Annotated in this window: 25 protein-coding genes; 11 read left to right on the top strand and 14 right to left on the bottom strand. The window is 49.8% G+C overall.

Features of this window, described 5'->3' with window-relative positions; all coding sequences use genetic code 11:
* Nucleotides 1–60: 60 nt before the first annotated feature.
* Nucleotides 61–783, top strand: coding sequence for a bifunctional protein-disulfide isomerase/oxidoreductase DsbC (gene dsbC / locus CDA54_RS03245; protein ID WP_099033560.1), 723 nt, complete (start codon nucleotides 61–63; stop codon nucleotides 781–783).
* Between the two features lie 46 nt (nucleotides 784–829).
* Complete coding sequence (gene recJ, locus CDA54_RS03240) at nucleotides 830–2,557, top strand: single-stranded-DNA-specific exonuclease RecJ (RefSeq protein ID WP_099033559.1); 1,728 nt, start codon at nucleotides 830–832, stop codon at nucleotides 2,555–2,557.
* A 520-nt stretch (nucleotides 2,558–3,077) separates the two neighbouring features.
* Here recJ and CDA54_RS03235 read toward each other — a convergent pair.
* Entirely contained in the window at nucleotides 3,078–3,596 is a 519-nt protein-coding gene (locus CDA54_RS03235; protein WP_143452250.1) for a hypothetical protein, read from the bottom strand.
* Nucleotides 3,597–3,686: 90 nt separating this feature from the next.
* Between CDA54_RS03235 and CDA54_RS03230 the strand changes: the two genes are divergently transcribed.
* From CDA54_RS03230 to mazG, 8 genes are all read left to right on the top strand, one after another.
* Nucleotides 3,687–3,968 (top strand): hypothetical protein, encoded by a 282-nt coding sequence (locus CDA54_RS03230; RefSeq protein WP_099033557.1) that lies wholly within the window; start codon nucleotides 3,687–3,689, stop codon nucleotides 3,966–3,968.
* A gap of 62 nt (nucleotides 3,969–4,030) precedes the next feature.
* Nucleotides 4,031–4,747: a DNA repair protein RecO gene (recO, locus tag CDA54_RS03225; RefSeq protein WP_099033620.1), complete on the top strand. Its 717-nt coding sequence runs from the start codon at nucleotides 4,031–4,033 to the stop codon at nucleotides 4,745–4,747.
* Nucleotides 4,744–5,475, top strand: a complete 732-nt coding sequence (gene pdxJ, locus CDA54_RS03220; RefSeq protein WP_099033556.1) for a pyridoxine 5'-phosphate synthase — start codon at nucleotides 4,744–4,746, stop codon at nucleotides 5,473–5,475. Before recO ends, pdxJ begins: the two co-directional genes overlap by 4 nt.
* 226 nt (nucleotides 5,476–5,701) lie before the next feature.
* Nucleotides 5,702–6,079, top strand: a complete 378-nt coding sequence (acpS, locus tag CDA54_RS03210; RefSeq protein WP_099033554.1) for a holo-ACP synthase — start codon at nucleotides 5,702–5,704, stop codon at nucleotides 6,077–6,079.
* A 12-nt stretch (nucleotides 6,080–6,091) separates the two neighbouring features.
* On the top strand, nucleotides 6,092–7,432 hold the full coding sequence (gene rlmD, locus CDA54_RS03205; RefSeq protein ID WP_099033553.1) for a 23S rRNA (uracil(1939)-C(5))-methyltransferase RlmD: 1,341 nt from the start codon (nucleotides 6,092–6,094) through the stop codon (nucleotides 7,430–7,432).
* A 72-nt stretch (nucleotides 7,433–7,504) separates the two neighbouring features.
* Nucleotides 7,505–9,658 (top strand): GTP diphosphokinase, encoded by a 2,154-nt coding sequence (gene relA / locus CDA54_RS03200; protein ID WP_099033552.1) that lies wholly within the window; start codon nucleotides 7,505–7,507, stop codon nucleotides 9,656–9,658.
* 35 nt (nucleotides 9,659–9,693) lie between these two features.
* A complete protein-coding gene (locus CDA54_RS03195) occupies nucleotides 9,694–10,068 on the top strand; it encodes a GxxExxY protein (protein ID WP_099033551.1) in 375 nt (124 codons plus the stop codon).
* Between the two features lie 45 nt (nucleotides 10,069–10,113).
* On the top strand, nucleotides 10,114–10,938 hold the full coding sequence (mazG, locus tag CDA54_RS03190; RefSeq protein ID WP_099033550.1) for a nucleoside triphosphate pyrophosphohydrolase: 825 nt from the start codon (nucleotides 10,114–10,116) through the stop codon (nucleotides 10,936–10,938).
* A gap of 101 nt (nucleotides 10,939–11,039) precedes the next feature.
* Here the strand turns inward: mazG and CDA54_RS03185 are convergent, their stop codons facing one another.
* Nucleotides 11,040–11,840 carry an NF038132 family protein gene (locus CDA54_RS03185; RefSeq protein WP_180237100.1) on the bottom strand — a complete coding sequence of 267 codons (801 nt, stop codon included), beginning with the start codon at nucleotides 11,838–11,840 and terminating at the stop codon, nucleotides 11,040–11,042.
* A 265-nt stretch (nucleotides 11,841–12,105) separates the two neighbouring features.
* Between CDA54_RS03185 and CDA54_RS03180 the strand changes: the two genes are divergently transcribed.
* A complete protein-coding gene (locus CDA54_RS03180; RefSeq protein WP_099033549.1) occupies nucleotides 12,106–12,534 on the top strand; it encodes a hypothetical protein in 429 nt (142 codons plus the stop codon).
* A gap of 12 nt (nucleotides 12,535–12,546) precedes the next feature.
* Here CDA54_RS03180 and rpoS read toward each other — a convergent pair whose 3' ends face one another.
* From rpoS to putA, 12 genes are all read right to left on the bottom strand, one after another.
* The gene (rpoS, locus tag CDA54_RS03175; protein WP_099033548.1) at nucleotides 12,547–13,521 is read right to left on the bottom strand and encodes an RNA polymerase sigma factor RpoS; all 975 of its coding nucleotides are present in this window, start codon (nucleotides 13,519–13,521) and stop codon (nucleotides 12,547–12,549) included.
* A 70-nt stretch (nucleotides 13,522–13,591) separates the two neighbouring features.
* Nucleotides 13,592–14,380, bottom strand: coding sequence for a peptidoglycan DD-metalloendopeptidase family protein (locus CDA54_RS03170; protein WP_099033547.1), 789 nt, complete (start codon nucleotides 14,378–14,380; stop codon nucleotides 13,592–13,594).
* 2 nt (nucleotides 14,381–14,382) lie between these two features.
* A complete protein-coding gene (locus CDA54_RS03165) occupies nucleotides 14,383–14,961 on the bottom strand; it encodes a YqaA family protein (protein ID WP_099033546.1) in 579 nt (192 codons plus the stop codon).
* Nucleotides 14,958–15,608, bottom strand: coding sequence for a protein-L-isoaspartate(D-aspartate) O-methyltransferase (locus CDA54_RS03160; RefSeq protein WP_099033545.1), 651 nt, complete (start codon nucleotides 15,606–15,608; stop codon nucleotides 14,958–14,960). Before CDA54_RS03160 ends, CDA54_RS03165 begins: the two co-directional genes overlap by 4 nt.
* A gap of 22 nt (nucleotides 15,609–15,630) precedes the next feature.
* Nucleotides 15,631–16,377 (bottom strand): 5'/3'-nucleotidase SurE, encoded by a 747-nt coding sequence (gene surE / locus CDA54_RS03155; protein ID WP_099033544.1) that lies wholly within the window; start codon nucleotides 16,375–16,377, stop codon nucleotides 15,631–15,633.
* Nucleotides 16,355–17,413 (bottom strand): tRNA pseudouridine(13) synthase TruD, encoded by a 1,059-nt coding sequence (gene truD / locus CDA54_RS03150; protein ID WP_229748024.1) that lies wholly within the window; start codon nucleotides 17,411–17,413, stop codon nucleotides 16,355–16,357. Before truD ends, surE begins: the two co-directional genes overlap by 23 nt.
* Nucleotides 17,414–17,896 (bottom strand): 2-C-methyl-D-erythritol 2,4-cyclodiphosphate synthase, encoded by a 483-nt coding sequence (gene ispF / locus CDA54_RS03145; protein WP_099033543.1) that lies wholly within the window; start codon nucleotides 17,894–17,896, stop codon nucleotides 17,414–17,416. It lies immediately after the preceding gene.
* Nucleotides 17,893–18,603 (bottom strand): 2-C-methyl-D-erythritol 4-phosphate cytidylyltransferase, encoded by a 711-nt coding sequence (ispD, locus tag CDA54_RS03140; RefSeq protein WP_099033542.1) that lies wholly within the window; start codon nucleotides 18,601–18,603, stop codon nucleotides 17,893–17,895. Before ispD ends, ispF begins: the two co-directional genes overlap by 4 nt.
* 6 nt (nucleotides 18,604–18,609) lie before the next feature.
* Nucleotides 18,610–18,894 carry a cell division protein FtsB gene (gene ftsB, locus CDA54_RS03135; RefSeq protein WP_099033541.1) on the bottom strand — a complete coding sequence of 95 codons (285 nt, stop codon included), beginning with the start codon at nucleotides 18,892–18,894 and terminating at the stop codon, nucleotides 18,610–18,612.
* Nucleotides 18,895–18,960: 66 nt separating this feature from the next.
* Nucleotides 18,961–19,914, bottom strand: a complete 954-nt coding sequence (gene corA, locus CDA54_RS03130; protein WP_099033540.1) for a magnesium/cobalt transporter CorA — start codon at nucleotides 19,912–19,914, stop codon at nucleotides 18,961–18,963.
* Between the two features lie 11 nt (nucleotides 19,915–19,925).
* Complete coding sequence (locus tag CDA54_RS03125; protein WP_099033539.1) at nucleotides 19,926–20,903, bottom strand: calcium/sodium antiporter; 978 nt, start codon at nucleotides 20,901–20,903, stop codon at nucleotides 19,926–19,928.
* A gap of 148 nt (nucleotides 20,904–21,051) precedes the next feature.
* On the bottom strand, nucleotides 21,052–24,216 hold the full coding sequence (gene putA, locus CDA54_RS03120; protein WP_099033538.1) for a bifunctional proline dehydrogenase/L-glutamate gamma-semialdehyde dehydrogenase PutA: 3,165 nt from the start codon (nucleotides 24,214–24,216) through the stop codon (nucleotides 21,052–21,054).
* Between the last annotated feature and the right edge of the window lie 103 nt (nucleotides 24,217–24,319).

Genomic DNA, 24,319 nt, shown 5'->3' with positions numbered 1-24,319 from the left:
TGAAAGAATCTCCTGCTTTGTCAGGTCTGATAATTAATCCACCGCTGTTTCGGATATTTTATGATTAGAACCTTCTCTTTTATTGCCATTTCCGGTCTGCTTGCAGTCTTGTCTTTCACTGCTCAGGCGCAACAGGAGTATGCAGATCTGCGAGCTAAGATCACCGACAGTATCGGGCTGTCTGTTGACAGTATAAAACCGTCACCGGTGCCCGGCTTACTCCAGGCTATGACCAACAGAGGGCTGTTTTACATCAGTGAAGACGGTACCTATCTGTTACATGGCAAAGTCTTTAATCTGGATAAAGGCCTGCAGAATGAAACAGAAGAAGCCTTGTCTGTGGTGCGCTTGCAGGGTTTAGAGCGGTTTTCAGATTCGGTGATTGAATTTAAGGCCCAGAATGAGAAATATGAAGTCACCGTTTTTACCGATACCACCTGTGGCTATTGTCGTAAGCTGCATTCGCAAATTGATAGCTACAACGCGAAGGGGATTACTGTGCGCTATCTGGCATTTCCCCGCGGCGGCGTGAGCAGCGATGGCTTTAAATCCCTGGTTTCAGTCTGGTGTGCTGAGAATCCTCAGCAAGCGATGACTGATGCCAAAGCCGGTCAGGATATCAGCAATAAGAGCTGTAAAAATCAGGTGAGTGCCCATTATAACTTTGGCCAGCAGGTTGGGGTGCAGGGTACACCCGCCATTATTCTGGGTAATGGTAATATGATCCCGGGCTATCAGCCGCCTGCTGAACTGATTAAGATTCTTGACGATATTAATTCCTGAGCCAGTCTTCCCTCCCTGTTTGGGAGGGCATATCAATGATTCTTCTATGACAATTAAGCTTACTCAACGGCCTGCTGGTCAGTGGCGAGATAAACACAGTACATTGCATCCCAGGCTTCAGCATATCTATGCCAGCCGCGGCATCGTCAGTGAATCTGAGTTGCAGCGCCAGACCGCCAATCTTGCCCATTACCGGCAACTCAAAGGCATTGATACTGCCGTTTCCTCTCTGACGCGGGCTTTAGAAAACCAGACCCGGGTAATGATTATCGGAGATTTTGATGCCGATGGGGCTACCAGTACGGCGCTCTGTGTGCTGGCATTAAAAGCGATGGGATTCAGTCAGGTGGATTATCTGGTGCCTAATCGCTTCGATTTTGGTTATGGGCTGAGCCCCGAAATTGTCGAGGTCGCTCATCAGCAAGGGGCGCAACTGTTGCTGACTGTAGATAATGGTATCGCCTGTTTAAACGGCGCAAAACGCGCGCGTGAGCTGGGCATGCAACTGGTGATTACCGATCACCACCTGCCAGCGGAGCAATTGCCTGAAGCCGATGCGATCGTTAATCCCAATCTTTCAGACTGTGGCTTTCCTTCCAAGAACCTGGCGGGCGTGGGGGTGGCTTTCTATCTGATGCTGGCGCTGTGCCGGGAGTTACAACAACAGGGCTGGTTTGAAAAAAGAGGGGAAAAAGCCCCCAATCCCGCCGATTTTCTCGATCTGGTGGCACTGGGAACGGTAGCCGATGTGGTCAAACTGGATGCCAACAACCGAATTCTGGTGTATCAGGGATTGCAGCGGATTCGCAGTGGTCGCTGTCGGCCGGGAATTTCTGCGATGCTCGAAGTGGCAGGGCGAGAACCGGCCCGGATCCAGGCCAGCGATCTCGGTTTTGTTGTTGGGCCCCGATTAAACGCCGCCGGCAGACTGGACGATATGGCCACGGGCATTGAATGTCTGCTGACAGAGGAACAAGGTATCGCGAGGCAGATGGCAGTGCAACTGGATAGCCTGAATCGGGAGCGGCGTGAAATTGAAGCCAGTATGCAGAGTGAGGCTCTCAAAGCCCTTGAGCAGCTGAGTTTTAATCAGCAGCAATTGCCCTTTGGCCTGGTTTTGTACCAGAGTGACTGGCATCAGGGTGTAATTGGCATTCTGGCAGGTCGTATCAAGGAACAATATTTCCGGCCGACGATTGCTTTTGCGCATCAGGATGATGAGATTGTCAAAGGATCTGCCCGCTCGATTCCCGGATTGCATATTCGGGATCTGCTGGAGGAAATCAACAGTCGCTATCCGGGGATTATCGACAAGTTTGGTGGCCATGCCATGGCCGCCGGGCTCTCTCTGAAAGTGGAAAATCTCAAGGCCTTTGAAGCCGTATTCAGTCAGACTGCCGAAGAGTGGTTGCAGGGCCATCCGCTGGAAGGCCAAATCATCAGCGACGGGCGATTGGGCAGTACAGAACTGAATCTGGATTTCGCGCAACAACTCAAAGACGGTGGCCCCTGGGGCCAGGGCTTTGAAGAGCCGTTGTTTGATGGTGAGTTTGAACTTGTTGATCAGCGCCTGGTGGGCAGCAAGCATCTTAAGATGATGGTGCGTGAGCCTGGTGGCAAGCTGATTGATGCGATCGCTTTTAACGTGGATCTGAAGCGATGGCCAAACCCGCAATCCAAAACCGTACAACTGGCTTACCGGCTGGATATTAATTATTTCCGCGGCAAAGTATCGCTGCAACTGATGGTAGAAGCACTGGCCGCCATCGGCTGATGTCTTTATCACGAACCACACGAAAGGCACGAAAAAGAAACTTCACCACAGAGACACAGAGGACACAGAGAGGTAAAAAGGACTAAACCGTTAATACCTCTCTGCACCTATGCATCCGGCTAACAGCAGCTTTCTTCGTGCTCTTCGTGCGCTTCGTGGTCCAAAGGGCTTCAGCCACGAAGGACTCGAAGACGGTAACTGTAGGGTCCAATTTATTGGACTAACTAACAAGTTTTCAGTGATCAGCTGTCAGTTGTCAGAAAAAGTGCGGTAATCTGCCGTCAATCTGGGGGTTGTGTTTTAGTGACTGAAAGCTGATGGCTGCAGACTTATAACTAATTACTCCTCTGCGTCTCAGCGCCTCTGCCAGAGGTCATTACAGGTCCGTGAGTTTAGTGTTTTTTAATCCATCGAGCTTTTGCTGAAAAATCGCAGCATGGTTTCTGTCTTGTAGTATTTTTACCATTTCATCCGTAGCCCGCATGCCAAGCTGAACGACATCTGAGTAGGTTTGTGGCTGCTATTCATGCAGGATTTCTATTACTGTATAGATGTCTTTAAGGCAGCATTTGTAGACCTCTTCGTTGTAAAGCCTCGACAGGCGCCTGATGGACTCGTCTCCCGACACGTTACCTACACCAGATTCAGCGTTACGAATTTTCTGGACTTTTTTACGCAAAACCAGGGTACGGTCCATCAGTTCCCGCATCAGATCCAGTGCATATTCAGCCAGTCGCGGGTTAAATGTAGCCAGTTTATCTTCGAAATCAGAAAAGGACTCAGGTGCCAGTCCAAAAACGTCGGCTTTACGGTATACTTGTCGGGCTTCTATAAAAAGGTGATGAGCCTGAAAGATTTTCTGCAGTTGTTGGCCGGGGGTATCGAGCACTTCGAAGGTGACGGCACGCTGAGCCATTATCAGGTGTTCTTTTGCTTGTTGGTGCACCGAGGCTAGTCGGCGCTGCGATTCCGATTGCTGAGAGGGTTCTGTACAGCCACTCAACAGCCAAAGCATGATAGTGATAAGTAGAATGTGCACGTTGATACCGCTTCCCTGTCTTGATCCGGTCTGTCAGACTAAGCAGAGCAGGGGGCAAAAGCAAGCCACTAAAAGATTCAGGGTAAAAGCATGGCAAAAAAAGACAAAACCAAGCAATTGCTGGAACAGCATCCGGACCTCACACATTCTGAACAGATGAAAGTGGTGTCGCATGTTCAGCGTGAGGACGATGAGTGGCTGATGAATACCCTGATGCTGGAAGGCCATGATGTGCCTTTTCGATTCAAACGCAAGAAACGCTATCGCAGCTTACAGGGTGCACAGGTGAATATCACTTATTATCCGGAAACAGAAATCGTAGCAGGCATGGAATTCGAGTATATGAAAATCGTCAGGATCCGCCAGTCCTGACAGGCTCTGTACCAGATTAACTGATATGATCATTAATATGATTGATTGCCGATGCTGACCCCTTGAACTCAGATTTTCTCTCTGCATATGTATTACATCGCCGCGCATACCGGGAAACCAGTTTTCTGGTGGATATATTTACTCAGGAGCATGGCAGGCAGCGGGTTGTCGCAAAAGGAGTGAGGAATAATAAGCAGGCTAAAAGTAGCCTTTTGCAACCCTTTCTGCCGTTACAAATAGGCGTTACAGGGCGCCATGAACTGAAGAATTTACGCCACGTAGAAGCAATGGGGGCGTCCTTTAAGCTGGATGCAAACTATCTTTATTCGGCCATGTATCTGAATGAGTTGCTGTTACGCCTGTTACCAGCAGATATCCCATCTGATATTCTCTACCGGGCCTATGCAATGAGTTTGCAGGGGCTTGCGGCAAAGGATGCTATTGAGCCCATACTGCGTGAATTTGAACTACTGATACTGCAGCAGTTGGGTTATGGGGTTGAACTGACTCATACCGGTGAATATGGTGAGCCTGTTGAGCCTGACGCTCTGTATCAGTTTTCGCCACAACAGGGAGTGATGGAACAGCGTGGTAGCTATGTGCCTGGAAAAAGCTATAGCGGAAATGTTTTGCTGGATATTTCCCGGGCAGAGTGGCACAGCGAGTCTTTAAAAGCAGCAAAACGTTTGACCCGTCAGGCCCTCAGGCCATTGCTGGGTAATAAACCTCTTAAGAGTCGGGAATTATTTTTACAACCAGTTCAGGAGTCCAGTCGGTGAAAGATATTTTGCTAGGTGTCAATATTGATCATATCGCTACGTTACGTAATGCCAGGGGTACGGCTTACCCGGACCCCGTGCATGGGGCTGAGATAGCAGAGCGGGCGGGTGCCGATGGGATCACGGTGCATCTGCGGGAAGATCGCCGTCATATTAAAGACCGTGATGTGGAACTGTTGAGCCAGACACTGCAAACCAGAATGAACCTGGAGATGGCGGTAACCGATGAAATGCTCGCCATAGCTGAGCGCATCAAACCGCAGTTTTGCTGTCTGGTGCCGGAAAAGCGTGAAGAGCTGACCACCGAGGGCGGCTTGGATGTGGCTGGTGGTATCAACAAAATTAAACCCGCCTGCGAAAGACTTATGGCGGCCGGAGTTGAAGTATCGTTGTTTATCGATGCAGAACACCGGCAAATTGAAGCCAGTGCAGCAACCGGTGCAGCGTATGTGGAAATTCATACCGGGGCTTATGCTGATGCTCAAACGGATGCAGTCCGGGAACAGGAACTGGCCCGAATCGCTAAAGGTGTTAGCTATGCCCACCAACTTGGACTAAAAGTGAATGCCGGCCACGGTCTGAACTATCACAACGTAAAGCCGATTGCCGCTTTAGCGGAAATTATCGAACTGAACATCGGCCATGCGATTATCGGCCGGGCCGCCTTTGATGGGCTGGCCAAAGCCGTGCAGGATATGAAACGCCTGATGCTGGAGGCCAGGCTGTGATGATGTTCACCACAGAGCCACAGAGGGCACAGAGGGCACAGAGAAAAAGACTCTTAACGCTGGCAAGTGGCCGTGCAAATGGCCTAATTTTTTTGCTCACTATTGTGAAAATTCTGAACTCCACTGCATACAGAGTGATAAAACCTGAGGATGGAAGCGCTTCTAGTCCTAACAACTTTAGCTTTTTTAACCTCTGTGTCCTCCGTGCCTCTGTGGTGAATTAACAATGGCTATTATCGGAATTGGCACGGATATCGTTGAAATAGCCCGTATTGAGCGTCAGTTGCAAAAATCCTCGCGACTGGCACAGCGGGTGCTGACCGACACAGAGTTGGCTGAATGGTCAGCCCACCCATTCCCGAATCGTTTTCTGGCCAAGCGCTTTGCCGCCAAAGAGGCTACAGTCAAAGCATTCGGTACAGGTATCGGTCATGGTGTGAGTTTTAAGCAGATGGAAATACGTCACTACGACAGTGGTCAGCCCTATCTGTATTTGTCTGGCTATTTACGCCAACTGACAGAAGAGCGATCAATAACAGGCAGCCATATCAGTATTGCTGATGAAAAGCATTACGCTGTGGCAACGGTGGTATTGGAAAAATAAGGAAGCTGGCAGATGGTTCAGTTATATAAGTCTGCGCGCAAAAAAGCCGCTCCTGCCAAACCGGTCAGCTTGCGCATTGATACTCTTGATCACAGCGGTATCGGTGTATGCCGCAGCCATCAGCCCGTCGTTTTCGTAGAAGGTGCGTTGCCCGGCGAAGAGGTAAAGGCCAGAGTACGGGAGAAAAAAAAGCGGGTCTGGCTGGCGGAAGTGGAAGAAGTGCTCAGGCCCAGTCCTGAACGTATTGAACCTTTTTGTCCTCACTTTAATGAATGTGGTGGCTGTCAACATCAGCATATTGGTCAAAAGCCAATGCTGAATTACAAACAACAGGCCGTTAATCAGCTGCTTCGGAAAATTGCCGGTGTTGAATCACTGAATTGGCAACCACCTCTGGTCGGAGGTTATCAGGGGTACCGGCGTAAGGTGAGACTGGCATTAGATGCTCGCACCGGTAAGGGCAAATCCTCTATGTCTTTGGGGTTTCGTGCCCGAGGCTCAGAAAAGGTGGTGGATATCACGGAGTGTAAGGTGCTGACCCCGCCATTGCAGCACGCTCTGCCTGAGATACGGGCGCTGGTCAAAGGGCTTCAGTCCGTCAGGCATATCGGTCATGTCAGCATGCTGGATGCAGACAACCAGTTACAAATATGTCTGCGCCTTACCAAACCTCTGCCAGAGCATGACAAACAGGCATTGCAGGCATTCGCGCAACGCCATCAATGCACCTTGTTGTTACAAACACAAAAGATGACCTTTGAGCAGCTGGCCGGTGACCATAGTAATGCTCTTTATCAGCCTGTCAGTGAACTCAGTCTCGAATTCAGCCCCACAGATTTTATTCAGGTTAATAAGGAGATTAACCGTGCCATGGTGCTACAGGCCATCAGTTGGATGGACATCCGCGCTGATGACAAGGTGCTGGACCTGTTTTGTGGCGTGGGTAACTTCGCCTTACCCATGGCACAAAAGGGTGCACAGATTACAGGTGTTGAAGGCATTCAGGCGATGGTGTCGCAGGCAGAAACTAATGCGTCGAGAAACGGTTTGCAGGCAGCGTTTCTGCAAACTGATCTTGGCGATGAAGGTAGTCTGGCACAACTGTTCCGTCAGCTTGGACAGGTAGACAAAGTGTTATTGGATCCGGCCCGCGCAGGCGCCGCTGCGGTCATACCATGGCTGAATAAGTTGAATCCGGCGCAAATCTTGTATGTTTCCTGTAATCCCGCCACCTTTGCCAGAGATATGGAGCAATTGGTTGAGAATGGATGGAGGGTGAATAAAATAGGGCTGATGGATATGTTTCCCAACACTGCCCATACTGAATTGATGGCACTGTTCACCCGGAAGTAGTTCAGCGACGATTCTGTTCACACTTGTCCGTGTTCGGATGCAAGTTAACTGGCAACGATATATTGAGATGACATGGTTTCCATTCGAAAGGTACATAAACAGGTAGCAACGCCCTTTCCCGAGTGGCTGCGTTCCATGCAGTTACCCGTTGCTACAGCGGGTAAACTGGGTGAGCTGGCAAATAAATTTGATGTTTCCTTAGCCGGGCGGGAAATGGTTGAGATCCTCCATGAGTTGCATATGGATGATGAAACCTTACAGACCGCTCTGTTACTGCCGATTCTCGAACAACAATGCTGGGACGAAGAGAAAATTACCGATGTTTTCGGGCCTTCTATCTGGTTGCTGGTGCAGGGGGTTCGGCGAATGGATGCCATCCGGGCTCTGCACAACAATAAACAGGCACGCACCGATGAGGTGCAGATTGATAACCTTCGGCGCATGTTGCTGGCCATGGTTGAGGATGTCAGAGCTGTAGTGATTAAACTGGCTGAGCGGATTTGTACCTTAAGAGAGGTCAAAGATACTGACGAAGAGACCAGAGTGCTGGTGGCCAAAGAATGCGCCGGAATTTATGCTCCATTAGCCAACCGTCTTGGCATTGGTCAACTGAAGTGGGAACTGGAAGATCTTTCCTTTCGCTATTTACATCCTAAAACCTATCGCCAGATAGCCGGGCTTCTGGATGAGAAGCGCGAGGATCGTGAACACTATATTGAGGACTTTGTCGCAAACCTGCAGGGACAATTGAATGAGCAGCAGATCCGCGCTCAGGTATACGGCCGCCCAAAACATATCTACAGTATCTGGAAAAAGATGCAGAAAAAACACCTGGGCTTCGAAGAGCTTTTTGATATCCGCGCTGTGCGCATTATCGCTGACCGGCTGCAGGACTGTTACGGCGCCCTGGGGATCGTGCATGCCAACTGGAAGCACATTCCCCGGGAATTTGATGACTATATCGCCACCCCCAAACCCAATGGTTATCAGTCTATTCATACTGTAGTGGTTGGTCCACAAGGCAAGGCGGTGGAGATACAGATCCGTACACAGCAGATGCATCAGGACGCGGAATTGGGTGTGGCAGCACACTGGAAATACAAAGAAGGTAGCCCGGGTGGGCGCAGTGGCTATGAAGACAAGATTAACTGGCTGCGCAAGATCCTGTTGTGGCAGGAAGAAATGGCTGAATCTGGTGATCTGGTGGAAGAACTGCGCAGCCAGGTGTTTGATGACAGGGTCTACGTCTTTACCCCTAAAGGGGATGTGGTGGATCTTCCGCTGGGCTCAACACCGCTGGATTTTGCTTACTACATTCACAGTAATGTGGGCCACCGTTGTATTGGTGCCAAAGTGTTTGGCCGTATTGTGCCTTTTACTTACCAGTTACAGACCGGCGATCAGGTTGAGGTTTTAACCGGGAAACGGCTTAATCCCAGCCGGGACTGGATGAATCCGCAACTGGGTTATGTGCATTCCAGCCGCGCCCGGGCCAAGATCCATACGTGGTTCAAGAAACAGGACAGAGATAAAAACCTGCAGGCCGGTAAGGAAACGCTGGAGAAAGAACTGCAACGCAGCCATATTCCCATTAAAGAGGCGGCACAGGCCTGTGAGAAATTTAATCTCACCAGTCTGGATGACCTCTATGCCGCTATTGGCGGCGGCGATGTGCGTTTGTATCAGGTGGTGCATTACCTGCAACAGCTACATGCACCCGCACCAGACCTGGATCCACGAATTAAAAAGCGCAGTAAGAGTGCCAAAGCCGCCAAAGATGCTGTGGTAGTGGAAGGCGTGGGAAACCTGATGAGCCAGTTGGCGAAATGCTGTCAGCCGTTGCCAGGTGATGCCATTCAGGGTTTTATTACCCAGGGCCGTGGTGTCAGTGTACACCGTGAAGATTGTGAGCAATTACTTCACCTGATGGAAACGCATCCGGAGCGGGCCATAGAGGTTCACTGGGCCAGTGAGCGAAACGGTGCCTTCGAGTCCGAACTGGAAGTACGTTGTGCCGACAGAGATGGTATTTTGCGGGATATCACTACTGTACTGGCCAATGACAAAGTCGGCTTGCTCGGTGTCAACAGCCTCAGCAATAACAAAGATCATACCGCCCGCATTGGTCTTAAACTGGAAGTGCGGGATCTGAACAGTCTTTCAAAAGTGGTCAGCCGCTTAAAACAGGTTAATGGTGTTACCGAAGTGCGTCGCACGGAGTACTAAGTATTCACCACAGAGTCACGGAGGTCACAGAGGATATGGATAATGATTACCTAACAGGGCAGGTGATACACGCGGCAATAAATGTTCATCGGGAACTTGGTCCGGGATTAATGGAATCGGCTTACGAAGTTTGCCTTTGCCACGAACTGAGTTTGTTGGGATTGGAATGTCAACGACAGATTGAATTGCCAATAATCTATAAAGGACGGAGTTTGAATGCTGAATACCGACTGGATCTGCTGGTTGAAAGCAGTGTTATTGTGGAGCTAAAAGCAGTTGAGTCGATTCTGCCAATTCATAAAGCCCAGCTGTTGACCTATCTTAAGCTGAGGAAACTAAGATACGGGCTTTTACTAAATTTTAATGTGACGCAGCTAAGGCATGGGATATGCCGGATGCTGAACGGATAGCAATTAAGATTCTCTGTGTCCTCTGTGACTCTGTGGTGCAAATTTATGACAATTATTAATGATCAGAACTACCCCAATCTCGATAAACTGTTATGGGTGATGGATAAACTTCGTGACCCCGATGGTGGTTGTCCATGGGATTTAAAGCAGAGCTTTAAAACTATCGTGCCTTTTACTCTGGAGGAAGCCTATGAAGTCGCCGATGCTATTGAAACAGGCAGTCCCGAGGAGATTCGCGAAGAACTTGGCGATCTGTTATTTCAGGTGGTGTTCTATGCAAAGCTGGGTAAGGAACAGGCGCTGTTTGATTTTGAAGATATTGCCGGCACGATGGCGGAAAAGTTGATCCGTCGTCATCCCCATGTATTTGGTGAGAAAACCTTTACTGAGCAGGAAGTCAAAGCCAACTGGGAATCTGAAAAGGCCAAAGAAAGAGCGGAGAAATCCACAGGTAAAAGCAGTGTGCTGGATAATATTCCCCAGGCGTTACCGGCTCTGACCCGCGCCGCCAAGATCCAGAAACGCTGCGCCAATGTGGGTTTTGACTGGCCCGATACTCAGGGTGTTTTCGCCAAAATTCAGGAAGAAATACTGGAAGTACAGGAGGAGCTGAATCAACCAACTATCAATCAGCAGGCGCTGGAAGAGGAAATCGGTGATCTGCTGTTTGCCACCGTCAATCTGGCCAGAAAACTGAAAAAAGACCCCGAAACCCTGCTGCGAGCTGCCAATAATAAATTTGAGGGCCGCTTCCGTGCCGTGGAGCAGCATTTCGATGATTCTAAAACACCACTGGAACAGGCCAGTCTGGAGCAGATGGAAGCGGTATGGCAGAAGGTTAAGCAGTCGGGCAAAGCAGGAGGGCAGTAATATGTTCGACATCGCCGGAGAATGTTCCTTACAACTCCGGCACTGGACATAAAAAAGCGCTCTTCCTGAGCGCTTTTTTAATTGGAGAATATAAGGTTGCTTTAGCGGGCGTTACGGCGTGACAGCCACAGGCTGATCAGGCCGAGTCCCAGCAGAGCCAGCGGAGCAGGGGCGGGAACTTCTGTGGGTTCACCAATCACCTGACCGCCAATGGTGGCACCGTCAAAAGCCATGCCGCTGTCGTAGTCGCTGTCAGTCCAGTTTACAACGCCCATTTCCAGACGATAGTTACCGGCAGCACCAATATTATAAGCAGCCTGGATCCAACCCGTATAACCACAACCTGTAGACCAACAACTACCGGAGTCGCTTCCCAGAGCGGACCAGTCCGGACCACCTTCATCATCAGTTATGATGGGGGTACTGCCGGGGGTCAGGCTGGCCACAGGAGCAGGCATACCAAAGCCGGGTACGGTGTCGCCTCCGTCATCACGGGTTCTGGCGGTAAACAGCAGGGCGATTTCATTAGAATCGGCATCCAGCAGTCGTGCCCAGGCATAGTCAGCAAAACCGGCACCGTCTGAGGTTACATAGTTAAAGTAAAACTCCAGAGCATCGCCTGCTTCCGCAGCAAAGATTGGTGAGGTAATTACTGAGCCATCTGTGGCGCTACCTGTGCCACCTACTCCTGGCAAACCCACACCATTAACGCCACCAGCGGTGGTCACATAGCCGTACTGGCTATCACCGAATGGTGACAAGGTCACATCGCCATCGGCGCCTAAGGTTCCTGAGTTACCGACTCCGGTCCAGCCGGTAAGAAGGATGGCTGAGGCCGGTGCGGCTGCCAACATGCTCGCCATGGCGAAAGCCGCGATTTTCAATGTATTTCTTAGTTTCATAAAGATTATTCCCTGAATTCTATGAGGTTGTATGTGGCCTTGAGAATGCTTAAACTGTGCCATAATAAAAAATACAATAAAAACAATAATATAAGTTAAAGATGGAACAAAATGTAAACAGTTTTGTAAATTTTTCCGACAGTGTGAGATGGCAAATTTTATACTCAGGGCATAAAACGTTGGTTTTTTAGTCGTTGTGCAATAGGCTTACAGAATCACTGATATACAAATGTGTATCAGTGGCTTATCGACATAAGGATGCTTTGTGATAGCCCATCGCCATTTTGCCAGCCTCAGGTTGCGTCAGTTTCTGGCTCCGGAATCGGTGGAGGAGTTTGACAGTTGGTTGTTTATGGGGCGTGAATGGTTAGGGGAAGCGTTTGGGGCCACAGAATTTCTGCGTTCAAAATCAGTGCCTGATGATACCCGTCTGATTAGTCTGGATTTGCTTAATCTGCCGCCGCAAAAAGCAGAAATGATCCTTAGCAGCTTAGATATGCCGGTACGCACGGGGATGTCAGAGCAGGAGATTGTGACGTTATTTGGTGAGCCGGCTAAAGTGCATAACTTTCTACCGGACAGAAAAACACTTGATTATCAGCTATTCCAACCAGACCCCTATCAGCTTACCCTGACCCTGTTCAAAGAACAGGGGATAGGTAAGGTGCTGATATTGGTTGAAGATGTAATATAAACTTACGGTCACCTAAAATTCTTTACTGAATACGGACTCCAGATTTAATCCCTGGTGGCCGAGCATATCACGCAGGCGTCGCAATGCTTCCACCTGGATCTGCCGCACCCGCTCTCTGGTGAGACCAATTTCTGCACCCACATCTTCCAGCGTTGAAGGCTCATAACCCATCAGACCAAAGCGTCTGGCCAACACTTCCCGTTGCTTAGGATTGAGTTCATGCAGCCAGTGAATGATACTGCTTTTCATGTCCTTATCCTGCAGCTCTGCTTCAGGCCCGTGGCCTTTCTCATCGGCAATAATATCCAGCAGTGCTTTGTCGTTGTCACTGCCGATTGGAGTATCAACAGAGCTGATACGTTCGTTCAGGCGCAGCATCTTGGTAATGTCTTCCACTGGCCGTTCCAGTGCGTCGGCAATTTCTTCTGCTGTAGGCTCATGGTCCAGTTTTTGTGCCAGTTCTCTGGCTGCACGCAGGTAAACATTCAGTTCTTTTACCACATGGATGGGCAAACGTATGGTGCGGGTCTGATTCATAATCGCCCGTTCAATAGTTTGTCGGATCCACCAGGTTGCATAGGTAGAGAAACGAAAGCCCCGTTCCGGGTCAAACTTTTCTACTGCTCTAATCAGGCCAAGATTACCTTCTTCTATCAGATCCAGCAGGGCCAGACCCCGGTTATTATAGCGACGAGCAATTTTAACGACTAAACGCAGGTTGCTGACTATCATTCGTTTTCTGGAGGCTTCGTCGCCTTTCAGAGCCCGGCGGGCAAAGTAAACTTCTTCTTCGGCACTAAGTAATGGAGAAAAACCGATTTCTCCGAGGTAAAGTTGGGTAGCATCGAGGTTTCTGGGGGTGTCTTCGTGATTAGCGAGAATCTCTTCCATAGGATCGGCATCTTTATCGGCTTTCTCCATTTCAGATTCAATAACGTCTTCAATTTCTTCAGTCAGGTCGACATCTTTCAGTTTTTTTTGACCCATGACATCATCTCCAGCAAGTTGTAGGTTGGTTTATTGCTCTCCTTTCATTTTTTATTATTGTTTATTGTTATTATCTGTCGGGGAGAAACCGCAGTGGATCAACAGATTTGCCTTTATAGCGTACTTCAAAGTGAAGCATAACCTGCGATGAGCCACTGTCTCCCATTGTTGCTATTTTCTGGCCAGCCTCAATCCAGTCCTGTTCGTTAACCAGAATATCCTGATTGTGGGCATAAGCCGTGAGGTAGGCATCTGTGTGTTTAATAATGACCAGATTGCCAAATCCTCTCAGTGCACCGCCAGTGTAGACAACTTTACCTGCTGCTGACGCCAAAACCGGCGTACCACGTACATTGGCAATATCTATTCCCTTGTTCCCAAGTTCTCCCAGGGAAAAGCGTCCTACCAGCTTTCCTGCTGCTGGCCACAACCATCGACTTACCTGTGCACGGAATGTCTGATTGCTGTTCTTTTGAGCACTCTCAGATTCACCATACGCCTGCTTTTTCGGACGGTCAACTGTCTGATTTGCATTTATTTTTGAGGTCTGACCAGTTGGTTGTCCTATCGGTTCAGGCGATTTTTTATCGATTTGTGTGAGATGTAATTGCTGTCCTGGATAGATTCTGTAAGGGGCGCTGAGGTTGTTGAAGCGGGCCAGATCCCGGTAATCATTTCCGGAGTACCAGGCAATGGAAAACAGGGTATCGCCGCGCTGTACGGTATAGACTTTATTGTTGTCAAACTGCCGGAAAGATTTCGGCTGGCTGAGTTCCATCACAGGCGCCGGTGCTGTGCGTGAGCCGCAGGCGCTCAACAGCATCAGTATTAGCAATAATCCGACAGCCCTGCTGTGCATGGCTACCTCAAAAACAGATACAGCATTACAGCCAGTATCACCGTCGCCCAGCCAATAGCCTCTACGTATTGACGTAATTTAGCCTCCATTGGCGCGCCACCCCAGCGCATAAGGGCTGCCACCAGATAAAACCGCATAGCTCTGCCTACAGTGGATGCGACAACAAAAGGCAAAAACGCCATTTGTAAAAATCCGGCGCTGAGGGTAAATACTTTGTAGGGTATCGGGGAAAAGCCGGCAAGAAAGACCACCCAGACGCCATAAAGCTCAAACCATTCCACAGCATGTTCCACTTTATCTGCATAACCCATTTGCTCGATTAAAGGTTGCAGTAAGGAATCGTAAGCCAGCCAACCAAGCAGATAGCCAACAATACCGCCGGCTACCGAAGCCAGGGTAGTGATCAATGCATAAAACCAGGCTTTTTCAGGCCTGGCCAGTGCCATAGGAGCCAGCATCACATCGGGCGGAATTGGAAAAAAAACGGACTCGGCGAATGTCATGCCGCTAAGGTAGGCAGGCGCATGACGGTGTCTGGCCCACAGCATGGCTTTGTCGTAGCAGTATCCGAAAATTTTCACAGGATATTCCCCGGCACCAGAGGTACAAAACGCACGGCCTCGACCTGCTGCTGTTCAAAATCACCACCATGGCGGGTGATGATATAAAGTTGTTGGGTATTGTCACCCACGGGGATAACCAGTCTGCCACCATCAGCGAGCTGTTCCAGCAGCATTTGGGGTACATAGCTGGCTGCGGCGGTGACGATGATAGCGTCAAAAGGCCCTTTACTGGCCCAGCCCTGCCAGCCGTCACCATGTTTCATGGCGATATTATGCAGGTCCAGCGACTGTAAACGCCTTTTGGCCTGATACTGCAAAGCTTTGATACGTTCTACGCTGAACACTTTGCCAAATAACTGGGCCAGAATGGCCGTCTGATACCCTGATCCTGTACCAATTTCGAGGATAGAGTTTGCCTGATTCGGTGCATCCAGCAACAATTCTGTCATTCTGGCGACGATATAAGGTTGTGAGATAGTTTGTCCCTGGCCAATAGGCAAAGCAGTATTCTGATAAGCCTTGTGTTTAAGGGCATCGGGCAGGAATAATTCTCTTGGGGTTGAGGCTATTGCCTGCAAAACCAATGGGTTGCTGATGCTTTCCTGATGAAGCAGACGGGCTAAAGTCTCACCTTTGCGCGAGGAAGTACGTTGTGTATGGCTCATTTCTTCTTTTTCTTGTTATTGATTAAGGTTTTTCAATCCAGCTTTGCATATCATCCAGGCTCTGATAGGCAGTCATATCTACGCTTAAGGGCGTTACAGAACATGAGCCGTTGGCGATGGCGTTAAAATCGGTTCCGGGGCCGGCATCCTGCTCCTGGCCCACTTTACCATACCAGAATATTTCCCGGCCCCAGGGATCCTGTCCTCTCACCATAGATTCAGCACGATGTCGGCGGCCCTGACGGGTAACCTGCACACCCTGCAACTGTTCATAGGGCAGATCAGGCACGTTCACATTGAGTATCTGATCAGCCGGCAGTGGATGAAGTGCCATGCGCTGGATCAGTTCACAAACCACTTTTGCCGCAGTGTCAAAGTGGCCTCCCTGATAATTACACAGAGACACGGCAATCGCGGGCAGGCCCATATAACGACCCTCTGTAGCGGCGGCCACAGTACCGGAATAAATAACATCATCACCCAGGTTGGCGCCATGGTTAATCCCCGAAACCACTAACTCAGGATCCTCTTCAAGAAAACTATTAATACCAAGATGAACGCAATCAGAAGGGGTACCATTGACGGCATAAAAGCCGCTTTTCATCTTCTGGATCCGTAAAGGCTGTTGCAGGGACAACGCATTACTGGAGCCACTGCAATTGCGATCAGGGGCAATAACCGTCACATTATGTTGTTCTGACAGAGCGAGATACAGACTCGCAAGGCCTTCTGCATGTACCCCATCATCATTGCTCAGTAGAATTCGCATGTTCTGCCCCTTTTATTTGTTCCTCTGCTATTAACAACTCTCTCACCACCGCAGTGGCAAATCCCCCTGGTGGTAAGCTGAATGTCAGTTTCAGAGTATCTTCTGTCAGTTGCCAGTCCAGATTCTGAGGGCTCAGACGGATCGGTCGCCTGTCCTGCTTAAGCCCTAAATCTTCAAGCCCCTTGCTGACTAATTCGTATTCTGTGGCGATTTGTTGTTCAAATGTAAGGGCTTCTGCCTGGCTGTCCGGCAGGCCCTGCCCCCAAAGTGGTGCAGACAATAAGATATCACGGCTGGCAAGCCTGTGAAGCAGTTCTTTATCTGCGCTCCCGGCACAGAAATAGCTGTTGGAGCCCGACAACACCATGATATCCCCGGCCAGAATCTTATCAAAGCAGCCGAGCCGAATGCGTTCACTTAGGGTTTGGTTAAACAACCAGGCACGCAGCGCTGAGATGGCCATGGAACGTTTCTGACGATTGCGAATGGTTTCGCCCTGCAACATTCGCAATCCCAGATGAAGATTACCGTTATTGGTTCCAAATCGCTGAGGACCAAAATAATTAGGTACACCCTGGCCGACTTTTGTCAGTCTTTGCTCCAGCGTGTCGGTGTTGGTCAGATCTCGCAGCACCAGTTCAAACTGATTACCCTTATGGATGCCGGTGCGCAGTTTCTTGTTATGTCTTTTACTTTCAATGATGGTGGCGCCGGGCAGGGCAAAATCATCCCACTGTGGCTCGCGTTTACCGGGCAGGTGCACACCGAACCATTGCTCTGTGACCGCATATTTATCTTTACGTCCTGAGAATGTCACGGCTCTGGGATGGACTCCGGCAAATCTCGCTAATTGCTCGGCTACATAGGCCGTATTCAATCCGCATTTTCGCAGCCATACAAAAATGTGTTCACCTTCCCCGCAAGGCTCGAATCCCAGCGTTTCTCTGACGATAAAATCTTCAGGTTGTTGTTTAATCAACCCTTTGGCTTGTGGCTTAGTGTAAAGGTAAGCCCATTGTTGGGTTTCAAGAATCAATTAATCCGCCTTTTCCAGTAATATGACAGCATGGCAGCCAATGCCTTCTTTGCGTCCGGTAAAGCCCAGCTTTTCGGTGGTAGTGGCCTTTGCATTGACCTGTTCGATATGGGCGTCGAGATCTGCGGCGATATTTTCGCGCATGGCATCAATATGAGGAGACATCTTCGGGGATTCTGCAATCAATGTCATATCCAGATTGCCCAGTTTGTAGCCTTTTTGCTTAACCAATGAAAAAACATGGCGCAATAGCACCCGGCTGTCTGCATCAGCATACTCTGCTTCAGTGTCAGGGAAATGCTTACCGATATCACCCAGAGCCAGAGCACCAAGCAATGCATCACAAATGGCATGCAGGGCCACATCGCCATCTGAGTGGGCTAACAACCCCTGTACATAATCAATGGCGACGCCACCGATGATAACGGGGCCGCTGCCGCCAAAGCGATGCACATCGAACCCATGTCCTATACGAATGTTCATATCTTGTTCCCCTGACGTTTCAATATCCGGTGTAAATAAAACTCTGCCAGTGCCAGATCCTCAGGATGCGTGATCTTAATATTACAAGGGTCACCCTTAATCAGTCTGACTTTGCCTCCGCTCCATTCTATGGCAGATGCTTCATCGGTAATGTGAATGTTTTGTGCCAGAGCGCCACTCAGCGCCGCCTTTAATTGCTTACAGGAAAAGAACTGTGGCGTCAGGGCATGCCACAGTTGCTCCCGGGACTCGGTGCGCACGATCAGGCCCTGTTCATCGGCACGTTTCATTGTGTCACGCACGGGGCTGGCGAGAATGCCTCCCTGATGTCCCTCAGTCAGTGCCAGCAGTTTATCGATGTCGGCATGAGGCAGGCAGGGCCGGGCGGCATCATGCACCATTACCCATTCGCCTTCCGGCACTATCTGTAGCCCATTGAGTACCGAATCGGCACGCTCATGACCGCCTTCGATAACTGTCAGCCAGGGAGCATTAGCGATATCAAGCTTTTCGAACCAGGGATCCTGTGGATGTAATGGCAGAATAATGTGTTGAATACGAGGATGAGCAATAAGGTTGAGCAAGCAATGTTCAAGGATGGTTTTACCGGCCAGGGATAAATACTGTTTGGGAATATCGGACTGCATCCGTTTTCCGATTCCGGCGGCGGGAACCACTGCGTAAAACACGTTTCTACTTGGAGGCATAGGTTCCTAGGGTTGTTGCTCAGGAGGTAAAATTCGATAGAAGGTTTCGCCTTCTTTTATCATGCCCAACTCATTGCGGGCACGCTCTTCAATGGCATCCATTCCCACCTTGAGATCTTCAATATCAGCTTTGAGGAGATTATTGCGCTGTGCAAGGTTAGCGTTTTGCTTCTGCATCTGCTGCGCTTCCTGTTTCATCTGCCAATAATCAGGGATGCTGTTTTTACCAAACCAAAGGCGGTACTGCAGCAGACACAGCAGTGTGATCAACACCAGGCTTATCCATTTCATCTGCCACCACCTTTGCTTCATTCTCTTATTGCAATTATGCCGTCTGCAGGATTTGCCGCAATGTTTTTATAGCCAGCCCTTGTATTTAAACAGCAGGTAAGGTGTTATGCCAGAGACCAGCATCAGGCCCAGTGCCCACGGGTAACCTAACATCCACTGTAATTCCGGCATATTGACGAAGTTCATGCCGTACATGCTGGCTACCAACGTCGGGGGCAGGAAAACAACGGCGGCAATAGAAAAAATCTTAATGATCTGATTCTGCTCAATATTGATAAAACCCTGAGTGGAATCCATTAAGAAGTTAATTTTGTCGAATAAAAACGTAGTGTGAGACATCAGGGTGTCAATGTCGCGCATGATCTCTCTGCAGGACTCCTGCAACTCAGGATAGGCACGTAAATGACGTAGCAGGAACGAAATGGCTCGCTGAGTATCCATCAGGCAAAGGCGTATTTTTCCGTTACTGTCTTCGGATTTGGCTAATTGTGCTATTGCTTCTTCGAGATCGGAGTTTTCCTCTTCGAGCACCAGGTAGCTGGTATTTTCCAGATTGCGATGGATATCCTCCAGATTATCTGCCAGGTTTTCCACCTTTTGCTCCAGCAGTGTTACCAGCAATTCAGCGGGGGAGTGGCTCTCGACCTGGCCCCGGCGAGCGCGCATACGCAGCAGACGAAAATCGGCCAGCTCTGTATCACGAATGGTGATCAGCCGGTTTGGTTGCAGAATACAGGCCACAGAGCTGGTGGTGTGGCGGCCTTCACTCTGGGTCAGAAACATTGAATGTACATGTATACCGGCCTGATCCACGAAATAGCGGGCCGATGCTTCAATTTCTTCCATCTCATCAGAGATGGGTAAATCCAGTCTCATCAGATTTTGCAATCCTTCCCGCTCTGGTTTCTCAGGCTCCTGAGCATCCACCCAATGTGCCTGACCAAGAGCATGATTGAGTTTGCCATCCTCCGCGGAAATCTCTGTGATGATACCCTTTTCAAATCTGAACAGTTTTAGCATGCCACCCCCAGTTAGAGTTGTGGGAAAATAACGGTGTATCCCAGATATCCCGTATAGCCGAAATAGACCAGTAACAGCAGCAAGCCTTCAAACCGGTTTATACGACCCTGGCCTTTAAGGCCAAGCCCCATAATCAGCAATCCTACCGTCAGCCCGAGCATCAGTAACCAGTCCCGATTTAATACATCCGGCTCCACCTGAAGGGGCTGGATGCCGGCTGCGATGCCCACGACAGCAAGGGTATTAAACAGATTTGAGCCAATAATATTACCCAGGGCCAAATCATGCTCGCCCTTTTTGGCGGCCATTACCGAAGAGGCAAGTTCCGGTAGGGACGTGCCAATAGCAACAATGGTCAGACCGATGATCAGATCACTGACGCCGAGACTCTGCGCGATGCTCACGGCTCCCCAAACCAGGATGCGGGAACTGATCACCAGCAGAACCAGACCGACCACCAGCCAAAGCAACGCGCTTTTAAGTGGCATAGGGTGCACCGCCAGCTCGCTGTCCACTTCAGCAGACAAAATGTCCTTACGCTGAGACAAGCCTTGCTTCACTGACCAGCCCATAAGGGCAAATAGCACGAGCAGTAATACCACTGCGTCGATCGCTGATAAATATCCGTCGTATAATTGCCACCCGGCCAGAAGCGTCACGCCCAGTAACAGAGGCAGTTCTTTGCGGATGATTTGAGATTGTACCGCTATAGGCGAGATCAACGCCGTGACACCGATTATCAGCGCAATATTAGTAATGTTCGAGCCATAAGCATTACCCAGCGCCAGGCTGGGGTTACCGTCAATTGCTGCCATGGCTGATACCACCATCTCCGGCGCTGAAGTACCAAAGCCGATGATAACTATGCCAATAAGTAATGATGGCATGCCCGCATGTTTTGCCGTTGCTGAAGCACCCTCTACAAATTTGTCAGCACTGTAAACCAGTAACACTAAGCCAAAAAGTAAGGCGAGCAGGGGCAATAACATCAGTGAGTCCTCTGGTAGGTATAAGATTTGCGGCGTCTTTTTATCCTAACCTGAGTGACAGGTAAATACATCAATCATATTTATTTGTGTTTTAGACTACATGAGCAAGAAACAAAGGCCATGGCAGACTTTGCCATGGCCTTTTCTATCAGTCTCCCAGACTCAACAGACTGGCATTACCGCCAATAGCGGTAATATTATTGGTACGGGTTTTTTCAGTAATAAAACGATACAGGTAATGAGGGCCGCCGGCTTTGGGCCCCGTGCCCGAACGGCCTTGCCCCCCAAACGGTTGCACGCCCACAACGGCGCCAATCTGATTACGGTTGATGTAAACGTTGCCGACGTTGACCATATCGGCAATATAAGCCGCCATAGATTCATTGCGGCTGTGAATACCCAGCGTAAGGCCAAAACCGGTGCCGTTAATGTCATTAATCACCTGGTTGAGATCCTCGGCTTTGTATTTCACTACATGTAATACCGGCCCGAAATGTTCCTTGTCAAGCTCATTGATATTGCTGATTTCAACGGCAATGGGTTGCACAAAGCTGCCTTTTTGAGTGGCTTGTGGCATGGGTGATTTACCCAGCACGTTATTCTTTTCACTGATTGATGCGATATGTTCATTCAGCTCTTTCTCAGCTTTTTCGTCAATAACCGGTCCCACATCAGTCTGGTAATGGATAGGATCACCAACGGTTAACTCCTGCATGGCACCTTCGAGTAACTCCAGTACCCGCTCTGCATTATCTTCCTGAAGGTACAACACTCGCAGGGCACTGCAACGCTGCCCGGCACTGGTAAAGGCAGAATGAATGACATCCGTAACGACCTGTTCCGGCAGTGCGGTGCTGTCCACAATCATGGCATTCTGGCCGCCGGTCTCTGCGATCAGCGTGGCAATCGCGCCTTTGCGTTCTGCCAGGTCACGATTGATAGCTTTGGCTGTCATGGTACTACCGGTAAAACAGATACCGCAGATACGTTCGTCACTGGATAGCTTGCCACCGACTTCGGCCCCCGTGCCGGGCAACAGCTGAATCACATCACCGGGAATACCGGCTTCGAGCATAAGTTGCACTGCACGATAAGCTACCAGGCTGGTCTGTTCTGCCGGTTTAGCTACCACTGTGTTGCCCGTCACCAACGCCGCAGCGATTTGGCCGGTGAAGATGGCCAGGGGGAAGTTCCATGGGCTGACGCAGGCAAATACCCCCCTTGCCTGAACAAAGAGTTCGTTCAGCTCGCCGGTGGGACCCATCAGCGGCCCCTCGTAGGCAAAGAGTTTTCTGGCTTCAACAGCATAATAACGACAGAAATCTACCGCTTCACGTACTTCATCAATGCCATCCTGTAGCAGTTTTCCGGCTTCCAGAGTACACAGCGTGATTAACTCATGGCGATGTTCTTCCAGTAAATCGGCAAACTCTTCTAACGCGCTGGCGCGCATCTCTACTGAGGTGCGGCTCCAGTTCGGGAAAGCTCCATGGGCAGTGGCAATGGCCTTTTCTATGCCCTGTTCATCGGCCCAGTAGACATGCCCCACCTGGTGCGAAAGATCCTGCGGCGACACCACCTTATTCACCTGACCAGTAGTCAGTGTTTCACCATTGACAACCGGTCCTGCGTGCCACTGATGATCTTTAAACGAGGTGACTTTTTCCATAAAGGACTGGTACTGAGATCCTATATTCAGGTTCAGGCCTCTGGAGTTTTCCCGGTTGAGATAAATGTTTCCGGGTGAGGGGATCTGATCATTGGACAGTGTGGGTAAATGCTTCAGATAATCCAGTGGATCATTTACCAGTGATTCGACGGGGGTGTCCGGATCCAGAAGTTTATGTACGAAAGAGCTGTTTGCGCCGTTTTCCAACAGGCGCCTGACCAGATAAGGGAGTAAATCTTTATGGGCACCAACCGGGGCATAAATGCGCACATTGATATTAGAGGTGTCATCCAGAATACAGTCATACAGTTCTTCACCCATGCCATGCAGACGCTGAAACTCAAAATCCCGGCCTGCGGCCATGCGCTTAATCGCGATAACGGTATGAGCGTTGTGCGTGGCAAACTGCGGATAGATAGCGCCCTGTGTGTATTCACTGAGCAAAAAGCGGGCACAGGCAAGATAGCTTACGTCTGTACCGGCCTTGCGGGTAAATACCGGATAGCCGTCAGTACCCATCTGCTGGCAGAGTTTAATTTCTGTATCCCAGTATGCCCCTTTGACCAGTCGCACAGGGATAAGATCACCCTGCTCTGTGGCCAGCTGTGAAATCCACATCAGTACCGGCAATGCACCTTTTGAATAGGTTTGCACCACCAGCCCAAGATTCCCCCAGCCTTTTGCAGCCTGACTGCGATAAACTTTCTCGAAGACTTTCAGCGATAACTCCAGGCGGTCTGCCTCTTCCGCATCGATACTGACACCCACACTTTTGCTGCGGGCCAACTCAACCAGTTTACCTAAAGACTCTGCCAACTCTGTCATGACCCGCTCTTCATTGGCGGCTTCATAGCGAGGATGCAGAGCTGATAACTTTATAGAAATGGTTGGTGGGGCGGGGTGCCGGGTGTCGAACTCCTCCTCACCGATTGACTCAATCGCGTCTGCGTAGGCATCGAAATATTTGTTTGCATCAGTGCGCGTTATGGCGGCTTCACCGAGCATGTCGTAGGAGTGGGTATAGCCTTCTTCACGTTGTTTGCGACTGAATTTGAGCGCTTCGGAGATATCTTTACCCTGCACAAACTGGCGACCCATAATACTCATGGCGGTATACATGGCCTTGCGCACAACAGGCTCACCAAGGCGCGCCACCATCTTGTCCAGTACCTTGTCGCTATTGGCATCACCTCTGTTATCAAGGTGAAAGAGTTTACCGGTGAGCATTAGTCCCCAGGTGGAAGCGTTGACCAGTAAAGACTCACTCTGTTTGAGATGACTGCGCCAGTCCGCACCGGAAAGTTTGTCTTTGATAAGCGCGTCGGCGGTCGCGGCATCAGGAATGCGTAACAATGCCTCCGCGAGGCACATAAGAATCACCCCTTCATGAGTGTCGAGACTGTATTCCTGTAGGAAAGCATCGATACTGTCGCCGCTGGAGGCCTCTTTGCGCACTTGTTCTACCAATTGAGCGGCTTCCTGCTCAATTTTATCCCGGGTCAGTTGGTCCTGAGGAATAAGACTGATCAATTCCTTCAGGTACACATTCTCATCGACCATATAATTGTCTGTGATAATGGTCTGTAATTCACTCAATGAAGGAAGTTGATAATTATCGTCTAGTATTTCGCTGGCTTTAAACATGCTCAAACCTATTAATGCGGGCCGGGCCCTGATCAATCAGATGCTGGTATAGCGCGCCAACACCACCCAATTCCAAGGAGTCTGTCAGTCCCCAAAGGACTGT

It is taken from the genome of Lacimicrobium alkaliphilum (assembly GCF_002591895.1).
In the GTDB taxonomy this organism is placed as follows: domain Bacteria; phylum Pseudomonadota; class Gammaproteobacteria; order Enterobacterales; family Alteromonadaceae; genus Lacimicrobium; species Lacimicrobium alkaliphilum.
This window is presented reverse-complemented; position numbering and strand designations above follow the sequence as displayed.